The sequence below is a fragment of the Streptomyces sp. TLI_185 genome, assembly GCF_003814765.1.
GTDB lineage: Bacteria > Actinomycetota > Actinomycetes > Streptomycetales > Streptomycetaceae > Streptomyces.
The window spans coordinates 1,936,660-1,953,583 of the sequence record NZ_RKRB01000001.1; the positions used below are offsets into that span (position 1 = coordinate 1,936,660).

Genomic DNA, 16,924 nt, shown 5'->3' on the forward strand with positions numbered 1-16,924 from the left:
CCGACTTCACCCGCCCAGATTGTCCCGCACTTTTCCGCCGACGGCCATCCAGCCGCTACGGCCGCAGCAATCGGCGAGTTCAATCGGCCATGGCGTCCGCACGAACGAGGCGGCGGACTTGTACCACGTAGAGGACTCCTGCCCACCAGTAGAGCGTTGTACCCCATCCAGCGAACGCCCATCCGAAAATAGCAGCGAGTGACGAGATCCATCCAGTTCCGTCACTGAGCAGGAGCAACGGGAAGGCATACATCAGGTTGAAGGTGGCCGCCTTCCCCAGGAAGTTCACCTGCGGCGGCGGATAGCCGTGCCGCCGGAGGATGCCCACCATCACCAGCAGGACTAGCTCACGTGCCAGAAGTACAGCGGTCAACCAGAATGGCAGAATCTCGCGCCAGGTGAGGCCGACCAGCGTCGAGAGAATGTAGAGCCGGTCTGCCGCAGGGTCGAGCAGCCGGCCGAGACTACTGATCTGGTTCCAACGCCGCGCGAGCTTGCCGTCCAGGTAGTCACTGACTCCGCTCAGAGCCAGCACCAGCAGTGCCCACGTGTCACTCTTCGGGCCTCCGAACTCAGGCCTGAGGATCAGCCACAGAAAGACCGGCACGCCGACGAGACGCGCCATGCTGAGGATGTTGGGGATGGTGAGGACCCGGTCCGTCTGGACGCGGGTCTCCTGGACCTCCACCCGGGGGCCTCCTGTGGGAAACGTGCCAACGATGCCCCCTGACCTTACCTCAACGCAAAAAAGCTCTGGCTCCTGGGCTGTTGCCCAGGAGCCAGAGCTCTAAAAGGAGTTCGGCGGCGTCCTACTCTCCCACAGGGTCCCCCCTGCAGTACCATCGGCGCTGTAAGGCTTAGCTTCCGGGTTCGGAATGTAACCGGGCGTTTCCCTCACGCTATAACCACCGAAACACTATGAAACTGTCGAACGTCTGCCGCACCACGCCGTGACCGGACGCGGGGCCGTTCGTGGTTTCAGAACCAACACAGTGGACGCGAGCAACTGAGGACAAGCCCTCGGCCTATTAGTACCGGTCACCTCCACACCTTGCGGTGCTTCCAGATCCGGCCTATCAACCCAGTCGTCTACTGGGAGCCTTACCCCATCAAGTGGGTGGGAGTCCTCATCTCGAAGCAGGCTTCCCGCTTAGATGCTTTCAGCGGTTATCCCTCCCGAACGTAGCCAACCAGCCATGCCCTTGGCAGGACAACTGGCACACCAGAGGTTCGTCCGTCCCGGTCCTCTCGTACTAGGGACAGCCCTTCTCAAGACTCCTGCGCGCACAGCGGATAGGGACCGAACTGTCTCACGACGTTCTAAACCCAGCTCGCGTACCGCTTTAATGGGCGAACAGCCCAACCCTTGGGACCGACTCCAGCCCCAGGATGCGACGAGCCGACATCGAGGTGCCAAACCATCCCGTCGATATGGACTCTTGGGGAAGATCAGCCTGTTATCCCCGGGGTACCTTTTATCCGTTGAGCGACGGCGCTTCCACAAGCCACCGCCGGATCACTAGTCCCGACTTTCGTCCCTGCTCGACCCGTCGGTCTCACAGTCAAGCTCCCTTGTGCACTTACACTCAACACCTGATTGCCAACCAGGCTGAGGGAACCTTTGGGCGCCTCCGTTACTCTTTAGGAGGCAACCGCCCCAGTTAAACTACCCATCAGACACTGTCCCTGATCCGGATCACGGACCCAGGTTAGACATCCAGCACGACCAGACTGGTATTTCAACGACGACTCCACCTGAACTGGCGTCCAAGCTTCACAGTCTCCCAGCTATCCTACACAAGCCGAACCGAACACCAATATCAAACTGTAGTAAAGGTCCCGGGGTCTTTCCGTCCTGCTGCGCGAAACGAGCATCTTTACTCGTAGTGCAATTTCACCGGGCCTATGGTTGAGACAGTCGAGAAGTCGTTACGCCATTCGTGCAGGTCGGAACTTACCCGACAAGGAATTTCGCTACCTTAGGATGGTTATAGTTACCACCGCCGTTTACTGGCGCTTAAGTTCTCAGCTTCGCCCCACCGAAATGGAGCTAACCGGTCCCCTTAACGTTCCAGCACCGGGCAGGCGTCAGTCCGTATACATCGCCTTACGGCTTCGCACGGACCTGTGTTTTTAGTAAACAGTCGCTTCTCGCTGGTCTCTGCGGCCACCCCCAGCTCAGGACGTAAAGCCCATCACCAGGTGTGGCCCCCCTTCTCCCGAAGTTACGGGGGCATTTTGCCGAGTTCCTTAACCATAGTTCACCCGAACGCCTCGGTATTCTCTACCTGACCACCTGAGTCGGTTTAGGGTACGGGCCGCCATGAAACTCGCTAGAGGCTTTTCTCGACAGCATAGGATCATCCACTTCACCACAATCGGCTCGGCATCAGGTCTCACCCCATATGAGTGGCGGATTTGCCTACCACTCGGGCTACACCCTTACCCCGGGACAACCACCGCCCGGGCTGGACTACCTTCCTGCGTCACCCCATCACTCACCTACTACAGGTCTGGTCCGTCGGCTCCACCACTCCCCTTTGCCCGAAGGCTCCGGGGCGGCTTCACGGACTTAGCATCGCCTGGTTCGATGTTTGACGCTTCACAGCGGGTACCGGAATATCAACCGGTTATCCATCGACTACGCCTGTCGGCCTCGCCTTAGGTCCCGACTTACCCTGGGCAGATCAGCTTGACCCAGGAACCCTTAGTCAATCGGCGCACACGTTTCTCACGTGTGAATCGCTACTCATGCCTGCATTCTCACTCGTGAACCGTCCACAACTGCCTTCCGGCGCTGCTTCACCCGGCACACGACGCTCCCCTACCCATCACAGCCTCCGTTGGGAGTATTACTGCAATGACACGACTTCGGCGGTACGCTTGAGCCCCGCTACATTGTCGGCGCGGAATCACTAGACCAGTGAGCTATTACGCACTCTTTCAAGGGTGGCTGCTTCTAAGCCAACCTCCTGGTTGTCTGTGCGACTCCACATCCTTTCCCACTTAGCGTACGCTTAGGGGCCTTAGTCGATGCTCTGGGCTGTTTCCCTCTCGACCATGGAGCTTATCCCCCACAGTCTCACTGCCGCGCTCTCACTTACCGGCATTCGGAGTTTGGCTAAGGTCAGTAACCCGGTAGGGCCCATCGCCTATCCAGTGCTCTACCTCCGGCAAGAAACACACGACGCTGCACCTAAATGCATTTCGGGGAGAACCAGCTATCACGGAGTTTGATTGGCCTTTCACCCCTAACCACAGGTCATCCCCCAGGTTTTCAACCCTGGTGGGTTCGGTCCTCCACGAAGTCTTACCTCCGCTTCAACCTGCCCATGGCTAGATCACTCCGCTTCGGGTCTTGAGCGTGCTACTAAAACGCCCTATTCGGACTCGCTTTCGCTACGGCTACCCCACCCGGGTTAACCTCGCAACACACCGCAAACTCGCAGGCTCATTCTTCAAAAGGCACGCAGTCACGAGACACCAAGCAAGCTTGATGTCCGACGCTCCCACGGCTTGTAGGCACACGGTTTCAGGTACTATTTCACTCCGCTCCCGCGGTACTTTTCACCATTCCCTCACGGTACTATCCGCTATCGGTCACCAGGGAATATTTAGGCTTAGCGGGTGGTCCCGCCAGATTCACACGGGATTTCTCGGGCCCCGTGCTACTTGGGTGTCTCTCCAACGAGCCGCTGACGTTTCGACTACGGGGGTCTTACCCTCTACGCCGGACCTTTCGCATGTCCTTCGCCTACATCAACGGTTTCTGACTCGTCCTGTCGCCGGCAGACGACAGAAGAGAGATCCCACAACCCCCACGACGCAACCCCTGCCGGGTCTCACACGTCGTAGGTTTGGCCTCATCCGGTTTCGCTCGCCACTACTCCCGGAATCACGGTTGTTTTCTCTTCCTGCGGGTACTGAGATGTTTCACTTCCCCGCGTTCCCTCCACTTGCCCTATGTGTTCAGGCAAGGGTGACAGCCCATGACGACTGCCGGGTTTCCCCATTCGGACACCCCCGGATCAAAGCCTGGTTGACGACTCCCCGGGGCCTATCGTGGCCTCCCACGTCCTTCATCGGTTCCTGGTGCCAAGGCATCCACCGTGCGCCCTTAAAAACTTGGCCACAGATGCTCGCGTCCACTGTGCAGTTCTCAAACAACGACCAGCCACCCATCACCCCCAACCAAAAGCTGGAGTTCACTGGGGCCGGCATCGAGGGGGTTCATTCCCTCAGACACCCAACAGCGTGCCCGGCACTCCCGCCACTCGTGATCAGCGTTCCACGCTCCGAAGAGCAGTACTGGCAGCCCGAGATGACTGAAAGTGCCGAATAATCAACGTTCCACCCATGAGCAACCACCGTCGGACGTTTGCCGACGTAATGGCCCTGGACCACCAGGACATGCCCGGCGGCCTAGATGCTCCTTAGAAAGGAGGTGATCCAGCCGCACCTTCCGGTACGGCTACCTTGTTACGACTTCGTCCCAATCGCCAGTCCCACCTTCGACAGCTCCCTCCCACAAGGGGTTGGGCCACCGGCTTCGGGTGTTACCGACTTTCGTGACGTGACGGGCGGTGTGTACAAGGCCCGGGAACGTATTCACCGCAGCACTGCTGATCTGCGATTACTAGCAACTCCGACTTCATGGGGTCGAGTTGCAGACCCCAATCCGAACTGAGACCGGCTTTTTGAGATTCGCTCCACCTCACGGTATCGCAGCTCATTGTACCGGCCATTGTAGCACGTGTGCAGCCCAAGACATAAGGGGCATGATGACTTGACGTCGTCCCCACCTTCCTCCGAGTTGACCCCGGCGGTCTCCCGTGAGTCCCCATCACCCCGAAGGGCATGCTGGCAACACGGGACAAGGGTTGCGCTCGTTGCGGGACTTAACCCAACATCTCACGACACGAGCTGACGACAGCCATGCACCACCTGTACACCGACCACAAGGGGGCACCCATCTCTGGATGTTTCCGGTGTATGTCAAGCCTTGGTAAGGTTCTTCGCGTTGCGTCGAATTAAGCCACATGCTCCGCTGCTTGTGCGGGCCCCCGTCAATTCCTTTGAGTTTTAGCCTTGCGGCCGTACTCCCCAGGCGGGGAACTTAATGCGTTAGCTGCGGCACCGACGACGTGGAATGTCGCCAACACCTAGTTCCCACCGTTTACGGCGTGGACTACCAGGGTATCTAATCCTGTTCGCTCCCCACGCTTTCGCTCCTCAGCGTCAGTAATGGCCCAGAGATCCGCCTTCGCCACCGGTGTTCCTCCTGATATCTGCGCATTTCACCGCTACACCAGGAATTCCGATCTCCCCTACCACACTCTAGCCTGCCCGTATCGAATGCAGACCCGGGGTTAAGCCCCGGGCTTTCACACCCGACGTGACAAGCCGCCTACGAGCTCTTTACGCCCAATAATTCCGGACAACGCTTGCGCCCTACGTATTACCGCGGCTGCTGGCACGTAGTTAGCCGGCGCTTCTTCTGCAGGTACCGTCACTTGCGCTTCTTCCCTGCTGAAAGAGGTTTACAACCCGAAGGCCGTCATCCCTCACGCGGCGTCGCTGCATCAGGCTTTCGCCCATTGTGCAATATTCCCCACTGCTGCCTCCCGTAGGAGTCTGGGCCGTGTCTCAGTCCCAGTGTGGCCGGTCGCCCTCTCAGGCCGGCTACCCGTCGTCGCCTTGGTGAGCCGTTACCTCACCAACAAGCTGATAGGCCGCGGGCTCATCCTTCACCGCCGGAGCTTTACAACCCGGGAGATGCCTCCCAGGCTCATATCCGGTATTAGACCCCGTTTCCAGGGCTTGTCCCAGAGTGAAGGGCAGATTGCCCACGTGTTACTCACCCGTTCGCCACTAATCCACCCCGAAGGGCTTCATCGTTCGACTTGCATGTGTTAAGCACGCCGCCAGCGTTCGTCCTGAGCCAGGATCAAACTCTCCGTGAATGTTTACCCGTAATCGGGTGCACACATCACGAGAGCGGAACAGCCAGGCGGAATAAGCCCGGCCGTTCACAGCGTCCTCGCTGTGTTTTTTCAAAGGAACCTCGCCCCGGCCATGACGGCCGAGAACGGGGTATCAACATATCTGGCGTTGATTTTTGGCACGCTGTTGAGTTCTCAAGGAACGGACGCTTCCTTTGTACTCACCCTCTCGGGCTTTCCTCCGGGCAGTTTCCCTTCGGTGTTCCAAACTCTATCAGTGTTTTTCCGTCCCCCTGACCACCTCCCTGCAGACATGCAGAAGGTGACCCCGAGATAGGATCTGACGAGTATGGGTGCTGCTGAACCAAGAACGCTCAGTCGCGCCGCTCGGCCTCAAGCAGGAGTACGACTGTACACGCGGGCGGGAAGCGGGTGCAAATCGATAGAGCTGGTGGTCTAGACCACTATCCGGTATCTTGCATGCGGAACCGGCAGTTCATCTGACATACCCTGCTCCACAGTGCGCCGTCCGATGCAGGCAGTGACGGCCCATATGTGGATCTCCACCTCTGGGAGGCTTCCCATGACCACCGTGACGTCCCCGATTGCAGGACGCGCCATCGGCCTGGCAGCAGTGCCGGATCCAGTCTTCTCCGGGGCCATGGTGGGCCCGGGTACAGCCATCGACCCCGTACGCGAGCCGTCCGAAGCCGTCGCTCCCGTGGACGGAGTCATCGTCTCTCTCCATCCGCACGCCTTTGTCGTTGTCGACGAGCAGGGGCACGGCGTGCTCACTCACCTCGGTATCGACACCGTGCAGCTCAACGGTGACGGCTTCGAGCTGCTCGTGAACAAGGGGGACACCGTGACACGGGGGCAGGGCGTGGTCCGCTGGAACCCGGCGGCCGTGGAAGCCGCCGGCAAGTCCGCGGTGTGCCCCATCGTGGCGCTCGAGGCCACTGCCGAGGCTCTCTCCGATCTTCGTGACGATGGTGACGTGAAGGCCGGCGACAGTCTTTTCGTCTGGAAGTGACGTCGGTGCCGTCGTATGACGGCAAGCAGGACAACCACAGCGGCGGCGGGACCCGCCGCACTATCGGAGACGGGTGAGATGGAGACAACGCTGCGAGGCGTCGGTGTGAGTCACGGTGTGGCGATCGGCGAGGTTCGGCACATGGGAACGGCGGTGCTGGAGCCGCCTGCCAAGCAGATTCCGGCGGAGGACGCGGAGCGTGAACAGGGGCGCGCCCGCCAGGCCGTGGACGCTGTGGCAGCCGATCTGATGGCGCGCGGCAATCTGGCCGGGGGCGAGGCCCAGGCGGTGCTCGAGGCGCAGGCCATGATGGCGCAGGACCCCGAGCTGATGGCGGATGTCGAACGGCGTATCACCGTCGGGAGCACGGCCGAGCGTGCCGTGTACGACGCTTTCGCCGCGTACCGGGCCCTGCTGGCCGGTGCCGGCGAGTATCTGGCGGGTCGTGTGGCCGACCTGGATGACGTGCGGAATCGTATCGTCGCCCGGCTGCTCGGAGTGCCGATGCCGGGGGTTCCTGACAGCGACGAGCCGTACGTTCTTATTGCACGTGACCTTGCGCCTGCCGACACTGCGCTGCTCGACCCCGCTCTGGTCCTCGGTTTCGTCACCGAGGAGGGTGGGCCGACCAGCCACAGCGCGATTCTGGCGCGGGCGCTCGGTGTTCCGGCCGTGGTGGCGCTGCCGGGTGCCGGTGAGCTCGCGGAGGGCACGGTGATCGCTGTCGACGGCAGCACTGGCGAGATCTTCGTGAACCCCAGCGAGGAGAAGAAGGTGCAGCTGGAGGCCGCGGCCGCCGAGCGCAAGGCAGCGCTCGCCGGCTCGACCGGTCCGGGCGCCACCTCGGACGGTCACAAGGTGCCGCTGCTGGCCAACGTCGGCGGGCCTGGGGACGTGCCGGCCGCTGTGGCGGCCGGTGCCGAGGGTGTGGGCCTGTTCCGCACCGAGTTCCTCTTCCTGGACGACAGCAAGAACGCCCCGTCGGAGGCCAAGCAGATCGAGGCGTACCGGCAGGTGCTCGAGGCGTTCCCCGAGGGCCGTGTGGTGGTCCGGGTGCTGGATGCCGGCGCGGACAAGCCGCTGGAATTCCTCACGCTGGCCGACGAGCCCAATCCGGCGCTGGGCGTACGCGGTCTGAGGACGCTGCTCGACCACCCCGAGGTTCTGCGCACCCAGCTGACGGCGCTCGCGAAGGCCGCGGAGGGTCTGCCGGTCTACCTCGAGGTCATGGCCCCGATGGTGGCCGACCGTGCCGATGCCAAGGCGTTCGCGGACGCGTGCCGTGAAGCGGGGCTGCAGGCGAAGTTCGGGGCCATGGTCGAGATTCCTTCAGCCGCGTTGCGGGCTCGGTCGATTCTGCAGGAGGTCGAGTTCCTGTCACTGGGGACCAACGACCTCGCGCAGTACACGTTCGCGGCGGACCGTCAGGTGGGTGCGGTGTCCCGTCTGCAGGATCCGTGGCAGCCCGCGCTGCTAGACCTGGTTGCGCTGTCCGCCGAGGCGGCGAGGGCCGAGGGCAAGAGCTGTGGTGTCTGCGGTGAAGCGGCGTCCGATCCGCTGCTCGCGTGTGTGCTGACCGGTCTCGGTGTCACCTCCCTTTCCATGGGTGCGGCGTCGATTCCCTATGTGCGTGCCACTCTCGGCAAGTACACGCTGGCCCAGTGTGAGCGTGCTGCTGCCGCGGCCCGGGCTGCAGAGAGCGCCGAGGAGGCGCGCAACGCGGCTCAGGCGGTGTTGTCCGGCGAGTAGCCGAGTCGGCCGTCGGGCGCTGATTCGCCGACTGTTCTTGAGGGGTGCTCCACCGGCGGGTGGAGCACCCCTTCTGCTTTCAGTAGCGGTGACCCGGTGTCTGTCCTTCCTCCCCGAGGTCCGGCGGTACGCAGTAGTCGACGTCCGATTCCGGGGAGATCAGGTCCCCGGAATCGATGTCGGTGCAGTAGGCGTCGAACACCTCGCCGGCTGTGAGAGGTTCGAGACCCTCGCCGCGCAGACGCCAGCCGTAGACGCGGTCGGTGGTCCCGGGGGCGCTGGTGCGCATGACGAGTCCGCCCGGGCTCTGGGTGGCGATGCCGAGGGCCAGGACTGTGGTGAACTCGAGGGCTTCCGCCTCGTCGAGTTGGATGGCGCCTTGGTCGTCCTCGTCTGCGTGGAGGACGGAGAGGAGTGTCTCGGGCTTTGCCGTGACGCTGCAGACGAGATGACGGGTGCCTGCCCCTGCTGTGTCGAGGATGCGTACGACGAGGTGGGAGGCCCGTGTGAAGGCGGCGCGGCCGATGTCCTCGCCGCAGGAGGCGCAGGCGCCGAGGCGGGCGAGGAGTGTGGAGGCGTACTCCCAGGTGGCCTGTCGGACGGCTTCGTCGACAAGGGCCGGGACCAGGTCGGCCAGGGGCTGGCCCTCGTAGGGAAGCACGGGTCCCGTGGTGGCCAGTTCAGCGGTGAAGCGTGTGCGGCTGGACTGGACGTCGGGGTCGAGGCCTGTGTCCGCGCAGAATTCTGCGTACTCCTGCGGGTCGAAGAGGGCGACCGCGGTGTGGCGGCCCTGGGAGGCGCGTGTCTTGAGGAGCGCCTCGACGTGTTGGAGGTAGCTCGTGTGGTTGTCGAAGGTGAAGCTGCGGTAGCGCCGCATGGCACGGAAGTCGTGCTCGTCGGTCAGCAGACCGATGGTTCCTGCGATTTCGCGACGCAGGACGCTTCGCATGGTCTGGTGGTCGGTGTGCGCCATGTTTCCCCCTGTGCACGGTCGATCAATGCTCACTCACAGTAACCGTCGGCACTGACAATGGCGTCCTAGCGAGGCGATCACGGACCAGACGGTGCTGAATCAGGCAGGTCAGGCCGATGATGGCGCCGAAGGACAGCCATCCGGCCGGGCCGGTGGTGATGGCCGCGGTGACGGCGAGTGGCCCGACGCTGCGTTGGGCGGACTGGGCCAGGCCGTGCACGCCGAGGAAGGCGCCCTGCGCCGTGCCGGGGGCGAGCGCGACGGAGAGTTCCCAGGAGATGGTGGCGTGGAGCATCTCGGCCAAGGTGAAGCCGGCGGCCGAGGCCGTGAGGAGCAGGGTCGCGGTCACGGTTCCCCCGGCGGCAGAGAGCGCCATGGCGACGCCTCCTAGAGCGAAGACGGCTGACAGCGGAAGCAGAAGCGCGCGGGCGGCCGCAGTGGTGGTCCCGAATCGGGCCAGGGGGACTTGAAGGGCCACCACCATCACGTTGTTGAGGACCAGGAGCAGGGGCGCGAGGCCGTGCGGTGCGTTGCCCGCGTGAGCGATCCAGAGAGGCAGGCCGACCTTGAAGACTGCGTCGTCGAGGAAGAGAACGGTTTCGGTGGCCACGTAGGCGAGGTAGGTGCGGTCCCGCCAGGGATTCGTGCTTGCCGGCTTGGTCGCGGGTGGCGGGGTCTTCGAGGTGGTGACGGTGCGGGAACCGGACGGAGGCTCGCCGCAGCGCAGGGTGAGGAGGGCGGAGGCGAGGAAGGAGATGGCGTCTCCGGCGAGGAGCCACTGGTAGGCGGTCGTCGTGCCGAGGGCCAGGGCCGCCGCGGCGGCGAGGCCGCCCAGGGCCCAGCCCGCGTTGGCGATGGTGCGGTGGACGGCCTGGTAGCGGACACGGTCGGGCCCTGCCACGCGGGTGGCGTAGAGCCTGGTGAGGACGCTTGCCGCGCGGTCTCCGAGGCTGCCGATCGCGGAAAAGGCGAGGAGCAGGGCGTAGTCGTTCGTGGTGAGGAGCGCCAGGGAGGCCAGTGCGCGCAGGAGTTGGACGGCGAGCAGGACGCGGGTGAGCGGGAATCGGTCGGCGATGCGGCCCCCGAGGGGTGCGCCGGCGATGCCGATCGCTCCGGCGGTTGCGGCGAGCGTGCCGACCTGTGTGACGGAGAGACCCGAGACATAGATGAAGTACAGGACGGACACGGAGGCCCACAACCCGCTGCCGATGCGGTCGACGAGGGCGATGGTGAGCATTCTGCGTCCGTCGCGCCCTCCTGGTATGCGGCTCGACCATGCGGCTGCGCGGCGCATCGGATGCACTGCTCCCCCTTGCCTTCAGTTATGTACTGATACATAATTTCCAACGTGGCAACACAATATGGGATCTCTGGTACGACGGCCAAGGGAATTGCGGCGTCCGTCGAACGGGCCGTGGCGGAAGGATCATTGGGGCCCGAGGCCGCGCTGCCTCCCGTGCGACGGCTCGCGGACGACCTCGGGGTCAGTCCCGGTACGGTCGCCGCCGCCTACAAGGAGCTGCGCCGGCGCGGCATCGTGATCACGCGCGGGCGGGGCGGGACCGTGGTCGCCCCGGCTCCCGCGGTGGCCTCACGTCGGCCGCCCAAGGTCCCTGACGGGCTCCGGGACTTGTCCGGCGGACACCCGGATCCCGCGCTGCTTCCCGCTCTCGTACCGCCGTCACGGCTTTCCCCCGGCGCCCGGTCGCACCGTTCGGCGCCGAGGCTGGCACGGCTGGAGGACGCCGCGCGTGACTGGATGGGCGCCGATGGGGTGCCCGTGGAGCACGTGACGTTCGCGCATGGAGCGCTGGATCTGATCGGACGGCTGTTGTCCGTGGAGCTGCGGCCCGGCGACGCCGTGGCGATGGAGGACCCGGGGTATCACCATCTGCTCGACCTGATCACGGCGTTGGGGCTGCGCATCGTGCCGGTGGCCGTGGACGACAAGGGCGTGCGGCCCGAGGCCCTGCGCGGGGCGCTGCGGGCGGGTGTGCGGGCTGTGGTGTGCAGTCCTCGGGCACAGAATCCGTACGGCGGCTGCTTCTCCGTGGCACGCCGGGACGCGCTCGTGGACGTGCTCCGGGACGAGCCGGACGTGCTGGTCGTCGAGAACGACCACGCGTCCGCCGTCGCCGCCGCCCCCCTCCACTCGTTGACCGGAAACGGGTTGGCGCGCTGGGTGCATGTGCGCACGGTGAGCAAGTTCCTCGGGACCGACCTGCGGTGGGCGGCAGCGGCGTGTGACGCGACCACCCTGGCCCGCCACGACGGGCGGTTGCTGCTGACCTCCGGTTGGGTGAGTCATCTCCTCCAGGAGACCGTGCACGGGTTGCTGACCGACACCGCCACCCGCGCGTTGGTGGCGCGTGCCCAGGAAACGTACGAAGTGCGCCGCGGCGCACTCCTGGGCGAGCTGGACGATCGCGGCGTCCCCGCGCGCGGGGCCAGCGGGATGAACCTGTGGGTGCCCGTGCAGGACGAGTCGGCCGTGGTGAACGGACTGCGCTCGTACGGCTGGTGGGTCGCGGCCGGCGCCCGGTTCCGGTCGTCGTCACCGCCGGGTGTACGGATCTCCGTGGCCGAGCTGGAGCCGGCCGACGCGGCGCGGCTGGCCTCGGACTTCGCTGCCGTGCTCGGTGAGTCCGAGGCCACCTACGGCGGTTGAGCCGCCCGCGTCAGGCACGTTTGCGGGCGAGGTCCTCGTAGAAGTGCAGCAGATCCAGGTTGTCGATGGAGCCCGGATTGACGGCCTTTTCCAGTGGAGTGCCCTGGAGGAGGCGCTTGACGGGGACCTCGATGCGCTTTCCGGTGAGGGTGTGCGGAATGCCGGGGACTTCGATGATCTCGTCGGGGACGTGGCGCGGTGAGAGCTGTTCGCGGATGGTCTGCTTGATGCGGGCCAGCAGGGTGTCGTCCAGGGCGGTGCCGGGAACGAGGTGCACGAAGAGGGGCATCCAGTAGCCGCCGTCGGGCTGTTCGATGCCGATGACGAGGGATTCCCTGATCTCGGGGATGCGCTCGACGGCTTCGTAGATGTCGGCCGACCCCATGCGTACGCCCTGGCGGTTCAGGGTGGAGTCGGAGCGGCCGTGGATGACGACGGAGCCGCGGGAGGTGACGGTGATCCAGTCGCCGTGGCGCCACACACCGGGGTAGGTGTCGAAGTAGCTGTCGTGGTAGCGGCTGCCGTCGGGGTCGTTCCAGAAGCGGATCGGCATCGACGGCATGGGGTTGGTGACCACCAGCTCGCCGACCTCGTCGGTCACGGGCTTGCCGGCCGGGTCCCAGGACTGCAGGTCGGTGCCGAGGCCGGGTGCCTGGAGCTCGCCGATGTACACCGGGAGGGTCGGTACGGCTCCCGCGAAGCAGGAGCACACGTCCGTGCCGCCGCTGACGGATGCCATCCACAGATCCTCGCGCACCTCGTCGTGCAGCCAGCGGAACCCGTCGGGCGGCAGCGGTGATCCGGTGGTGGCGACACACTGCACCTTGGAGAGGTCGAAGTCGCGCGCCGGATGGACGCCGGCCTTGCGGCAGGCCATGACGTACGCCGCCGAGGTGCCGTAGAGGGTGGCTCCGGTCCGTTCGGCGATGCGCCATTGGGCGGCCGTGTCCGGGAAGCCGGGGCTGCCGTCGTAGAGCACGATCGTCGTTCCGGTGAGGAGGCCGGAGACGAGGAAGTTCCACATCATCCAGCCGGTCGAGGTGTACCAGAAGAAACGGTCCTCGGGGCCGAGGTCGCAGTGCAGGCCGAGCTGTTTGAGGTGCTCGATCAGGATGCCGCCCTGGGACTGGACGATCGCCTTGGGGAGGCCGGTCGTGCCCGAGGAGTAGAGCACCCAGAGGGGGTGGTCGAAGGCGACCTGCTCGAAGACCGGTTCCACGTCCGCGCTGGTCAGGGCGGACCAGTCCAGGGCATCTGCAGGGGGCTCGGTGCCGAGAAGGGGGATGTGGACGACGGCACGCAGGGTGGGTAGTTCGTGGCGCAGCTCGGCGACGATGTCGCGGCGGTCGTGCTCCTTGCCGCCGTAGCGGTAGCCGTCGACGGCGAACAGGACGACCGGTTCGACCTGCTGGAAGCGGTCCAGGACGCTGCGGGCGCCGAAGTCGGGGGCGCAGGAGGTCCAGACGCCGCCCACGGCGGCCGTGGCGAGGAGAGCGACGACGGCCTGCGGGATGTTCGGGAGGTAGCCGCTGACGCGGTCTCCGGGGCGCACGCCGAGGGCGCGAAGTTCGGCGGCCAGGGAGCCGACCTGGCGGCGCAGTTCGGCCCAGGTCACCGGGTGCGGCTCGTGTGTCTCGTCGACGTACAGGAGGGCCGGTTCGTCCGCGCGGGTGGCGGCCGCGCGCAGAGCGTGCTCGGCGTAGTTGAGAGTCGCCCCGGGGAACCACTGGGCACCCGGCATCGAGCGGTCGCCGAGTACGCGCGCGTAGGGTGTCGAAAACCGTACGTCGAACCACCGGGTGACGGCTTCCCAGAACGTGTCCAGTTCGTCGACGGACCAGCGGTGCAGTGCCGCGTAGCCGCCCTCGGCCGGAGCCCCGTGCTGCTCGGCCGCCCAGGCCTGGAACTTTGTGACCTGCGCCTGGGCAATGCGTTCCGGATCTGGCTGCCAGAGCGGCTGGGGGTTCACGGTCGACATGGGGCGGCTCCCGGACTGTGCGCTTCGTATGCGTCGGTCGCGCACGAGCTGGGGTGTGCGCGTGACGCGGCTGACACGGACGATGCCATGTGATCGACTTCTGCACCAGGGCGCGCCCCACATAGTCCGCGTCGTGAAGATGTGGTCCGGGCACGGGTGAACGGCAGTTGAACGACACGCGCGCGTGGGGCGGTCAATGGCAGGGTGAGCAGCATGGACGGTCGTGACCTGGTGCGTTCGATAAGGGTGGTCGGTTCGGTGAGGGCGGCCCAGGGGTTGCGTACCGTGAAGGCGGCGTGGCGCAGGAGGCGTGCCGACGCCGCCGCGCTGCCGTCGCGGGGTGCCGAGCGGGCGCGGGTGCCCGGGCCCGTGCAGGAGGTGGAGCCCGGTCCGGGCGGTGGCGTCGTCAGGTTCAGCCGTTCCGAGCTGCGCATCTTCGTCGCTGTGAACGGGGCGGTCTTCTGGGGCTGGGACGGGGCCTCTCCCGAGCCGTCGTACGCGCTCGCGGGCCGCTGTCCGGAGCCGGATCCCCGGGCCGTCCTGGAGCCTGACAAGGACGGCGGCTGGCGGGTCGTGGCCGAGCGGGTGACGGTCGTCGTCTCGCGGCACGGTGCGGTCGAGGTGCTCACTCCCGGAGGTGTGACCCTGCGTCGTGATCTGCCGCCCCGGTGGTGGGAGCCGGTCGGGGGCGGCACCGCACGCTGGATGCAGCGCTCGGAGGTGGCCGCGGACGCGCGGTTCTTCGGGCTCGGCGGACGGGCATCGGGCCCGCGGCTGCGGGAAGGAACGTACCGCCTGTGGAACACGGACCCGGGGCGCGCGTTCGGTCCCGGAGAGGATCCGCTGTACCTCACGATGCCGGTGCAGCTGGTGGTGGCCGACGCGGCGACGCATCTGGTGTTCCACGACACCTCGTGGGACGGCACGGCGACACTGCGCGAGGGCGAGGAGGGCGCCGGTTCCGGGCACGACCGGGCGGGGACGTGCGAGCTGCGGATGGACGGCGGCCCGCTCCGCTGCTGGGTGGTCGTGGGCACCCCCGCGCGCGTGCTGCTCACCTGGGCGTCGCTGACGGGTGCACCCGCGCTTCCGCCGGCGTGGGCGCTGGGTCATCACCACGCACGCTGGGGCTTCGGCAGTGAGCAGGAGGTGCGGCGGATCGTCTCCGGCTACCAGGAGCGCGGGCTGCCGCTCGACGCCGTCCATCTGGACATCGACCACTACGACGAGCACCAGGTGTTCACGGTCGACCAGGAGCATTTTCCGAAGCTGCCGGTGCTGGCCGAGGAGCTGCGCCGGGACGGGATCCGGCTGGTGTCGATCGTCGACCCCGCGGTCAAGGCCGCAGAGGACAACGCGGTGTACGCGAGCGGGGCCGCCGTGGACGCGTTCGTGCGGGACGCTTCGGGGCGGCTCGTGCGCGGGGTCGTGTGGCCCGGGGAGGCGGTCTTCCCGGATTTCACGCACGCGCGCGTGCGTGCGTGGTGGGGCGCTCTGTACGAGGAGCGGCTCGCCCAGGGGTTCTCGGGTTTCTGGCACGACATGAACGAGCCAACTTCCTTCGCCGCCTTCGGGGAGTCGACGCTGCCGCGTTCGGCCAGGCACTCGCTGGAAGGACGGGGCGGAGACCATCGGGAGGCGCACAACGTCTACGCGCTGTGCATGGCCAGGGCGGCCTACGAGGGGCTGCGCGAACTTGCTCCCGAGGAACGGCCGTTCATCTTCTCGCGTTCCGGCTGGGCCGGCCTGCAGCGCTACGGGGGCACGTGGTCCGGTGACGTGGCCACGGGCTGGCCAGGGCTGCGGGCCTCACTGTCGCTGGTCATGGGCCTCGGGCTGTGCGGGGTGCCGTATTCGGGGCCGGACGTGGGCGGTTTCGACGGGAGCCCGTCGCCCGAGCTGTATCTGCGCTGGCTCCAACTGGGCGCCTACCTGCCGCTGTTCCGGACGCACGCGAGTCTGCGGGCGGGGCGCCGGGAACCCTGGGAGTTCGGTGCCGAAGTGCTGGAGCACGCGCGCGTGGCGCTCGTCGAACGCCGTCGGCTGCTGCCGTACTTCGTGACGCTCGCGCATCTGGCGCGGCGCACCGGAGCGCCCTATGTACGGCCGCTGTGGTGGGCGGAGCCCGAGGACCGTGCGCTGCGCGACTGCGAGGACGCGTTCCTGCTGGGCGACTGTCTGCTGGTGGCGCCGGTGCTCGACCCGGGCGCGGACCGACGGGCGGTGCAGCTGCCACGGGGGCGCTGGTACGACACGGTGACGGAGCAGGTGTACGAGGGGCCGGGGCAGGTGCTCCTCGACGCCCCCCTGTCGCGGATTCCGGTGCTCGCGCGCGCGGGTGCCGTCGTCCCGGTGCGCGGGGACGACGGCGGGCTGGAGCTGGAGGTCTGGGCGCCTGCCCGGGGACGGAGTGGGGGCGGACTGGTGGTGCAGGACGCGGGTGACGGATGGGACGAGCCGGAACTGGAGCGCTACGTCGCCCGTTGGACGAGACGGCGGCTCATCGTCGAGCGGCAGGGCGAGGGCGGCACGAGTGAGCCGCCCTACCCGGTGCGAGTGCGAGGCCTGAAGGAGGGCTGAC

General features: G+C 65.9%; 8 protein-coding genes and 3 rRNA genes. 4 read left to right on the plus strand and 7 right to left on the minus strand.

Annotation, left to right across the window (positions count from 1 at the left end):
* Positions 1-79: 79 nt before the first annotated feature.
* The 4 genes from EDD92_RS08770 to EDD92_RS08785 form a co-directional block, all read right to left on the minus strand.
* The gene (locus tag EDD92_RS08770) at positions 80-688 is read right to left on the minus strand and encodes a CDP-alcohol phosphatidyltransferase family protein (protein WP_123963785.1); all 609 of its coding nucleotides are present in this window, start codon (positions 686-688) and stop codon (positions 80-82) included.
* A gap of 108 nt (positions 689-796) precedes the next feature.
* A 5S ribosomal RNA gene (gene rrf / locus EDD92_RS08775) occupies positions 797-913 on the minus strand.
* Between the two features lie 95 nt (positions 914-1,008).
* Positions 1,009-4,131 (minus strand): 23S ribosomal RNA (locus EDD92_RS08780).
* Between the two features lie 306 nt (positions 4,132-4,437).
* Positions 4,438-5,963: ribosomal RNA gene (locus tag EDD92_RS08785) — 16S ribosomal RNA — on the minus strand.
* Together the 16S, 23S and 5S rRNA genes form the textbook arrangement of a ribosomal RNA operon.
* 562 nt (positions 5,964-6,525) lie before the next feature.
* On the opposite strand from EDD92_RS08785, the gene EDD92_RS08795 reads away from it, so the two are divergent.
* The gene (locus tag EDD92_RS08795; RefSeq protein WP_030946599.1) at positions 6,526-6,975 is read left to right on the plus strand and encodes a PTS glucose transporter subunit IIA; all 450 of its coding nucleotides are present in this window, start codon (positions 6,526-6,528) and stop codon (positions 6,973-6,975) included.
* Positions 6,976-7,053: 78 nt separating this feature from the next.
* Positions 7,054-8,724 (plus strand): phosphoenolpyruvate--protein phosphotransferase, encoded by a 1,671-nt coding sequence (gene ptsP / locus EDD92_RS08800; RefSeq protein ID WP_123963787.1) that lies wholly within the window; start codon positions 7,054-7,056, stop codon positions 8,722-8,724.
* Positions 8,725-8,803: 79 nt separating this feature from the next.
* Here the strand turns inward: ptsP and EDD92_RS08805 are convergent, their stop codons facing one another.
* The gene (locus tag EDD92_RS08805; protein WP_123963788.1) at positions 8,804-9,697 is read right to left on the minus strand and encodes a hypothetical protein; all 894 of its coding nucleotides are present in this window, start codon (positions 9,695-9,697) and stop codon (positions 8,804-8,806) included.
* Positions 9,698-9,719: 22 nt separating this feature from the next.
* Positions 9,720-10,934 (minus strand): MFS transporter, encoded by a 1,215-nt coding sequence (locus EDD92_RS08810; protein ID WP_123963789.1) that lies wholly within the window; start codon positions 10,932-10,934, stop codon positions 9,720-9,722.
* Between the two features lie 111 nt (positions 10,935-11,045).
* Here EDD92_RS08810 and EDD92_RS08815 point away from each other — a divergent pair, with 111 nt between their 5' ends.
* Positions 11,046-12,365 (plus strand): aminotransferase class I/II-fold pyridoxal phosphate-dependent enzyme, encoded by a 1,320-nt coding sequence (locus EDD92_RS08815; protein WP_123963790.1) that lies wholly within the window; start codon positions 11,046-11,048, stop codon positions 12,363-12,365.
* 10 nt (positions 12,366-12,375) lie between these two features.
* On the opposite strand, the gene EDD92_RS08820 is transcribed toward EDD92_RS08815, so the two are convergent.
* The gene (locus tag EDD92_RS08820) at positions 12,376-14,343 is read right to left on the minus strand and encodes an acetoacetate--CoA ligase (protein WP_123963791.1); all 1,968 of its coding nucleotides are present in this window, start codon (positions 14,341-14,343) and stop codon (positions 12,376-12,378) included.
* Between the two features lie 213 nt (positions 14,344-14,556).
* Between EDD92_RS08820 and EDD92_RS08825 the strand changes: the two genes are divergently transcribed.
* Entirely contained in the window at positions 14,557-16,923 is a 2,367-nt protein-coding gene (locus EDD92_RS08825) for a glycoside hydrolase family 31 protein (RefSeq protein ID WP_123963792.1), read from the plus strand.
* Position 16,924 lies beyond the last annotated feature (1 nt).

What these genes read in the sequence shown, in the direction of transcription:
- EDD92_RS08805 (WP_123963788.1), bottom strand. Translation starts at nt 9,697, where the DNA reads ATGGCGCACACCGACCACCAGACCATGCGAAGCGTCCTGCGTCGCGAA.
- EDD92_RS08810 (WP_123963789.1), bottom strand. Translation starts at nt 10,934, where the DNA reads ATGCTCACCATCGCCCTCGTCGACCGCATCGGCAGCGGGTTGTGGGCC.
- EDD92_RS08795 (WP_030946599.1), top strand. Translation starts at nt 6,526, where the DNA reads ATGACCACCGTGACGTCCCCGATTGCAGGACGCGCCATCGGCCTGGCA.
- EDD92_RS08820 (WP_123963791.1), bottom strand. Translation starts at nt 14,343, where the DNA reads ATGTCGACCGTGAACCCCCAGCCGCTCTGGCAGCCAGATCCGGAACGC.
- EDD92_RS08825 (WP_123963792.1), top strand. Translation starts at nt 14,557, where the DNA reads ATGGACGGTCGTGACCTGGTGCGTTCGATAAGGGTGGTCGGTTCGGTG.
- ptsP (WP_123963787.1), top strand. Translation starts at nt 7,054, where the DNA reads ATGGAGACAACGCTGCGAGGCGTCGGTGTGAGTCACGGTGTGGCGATC.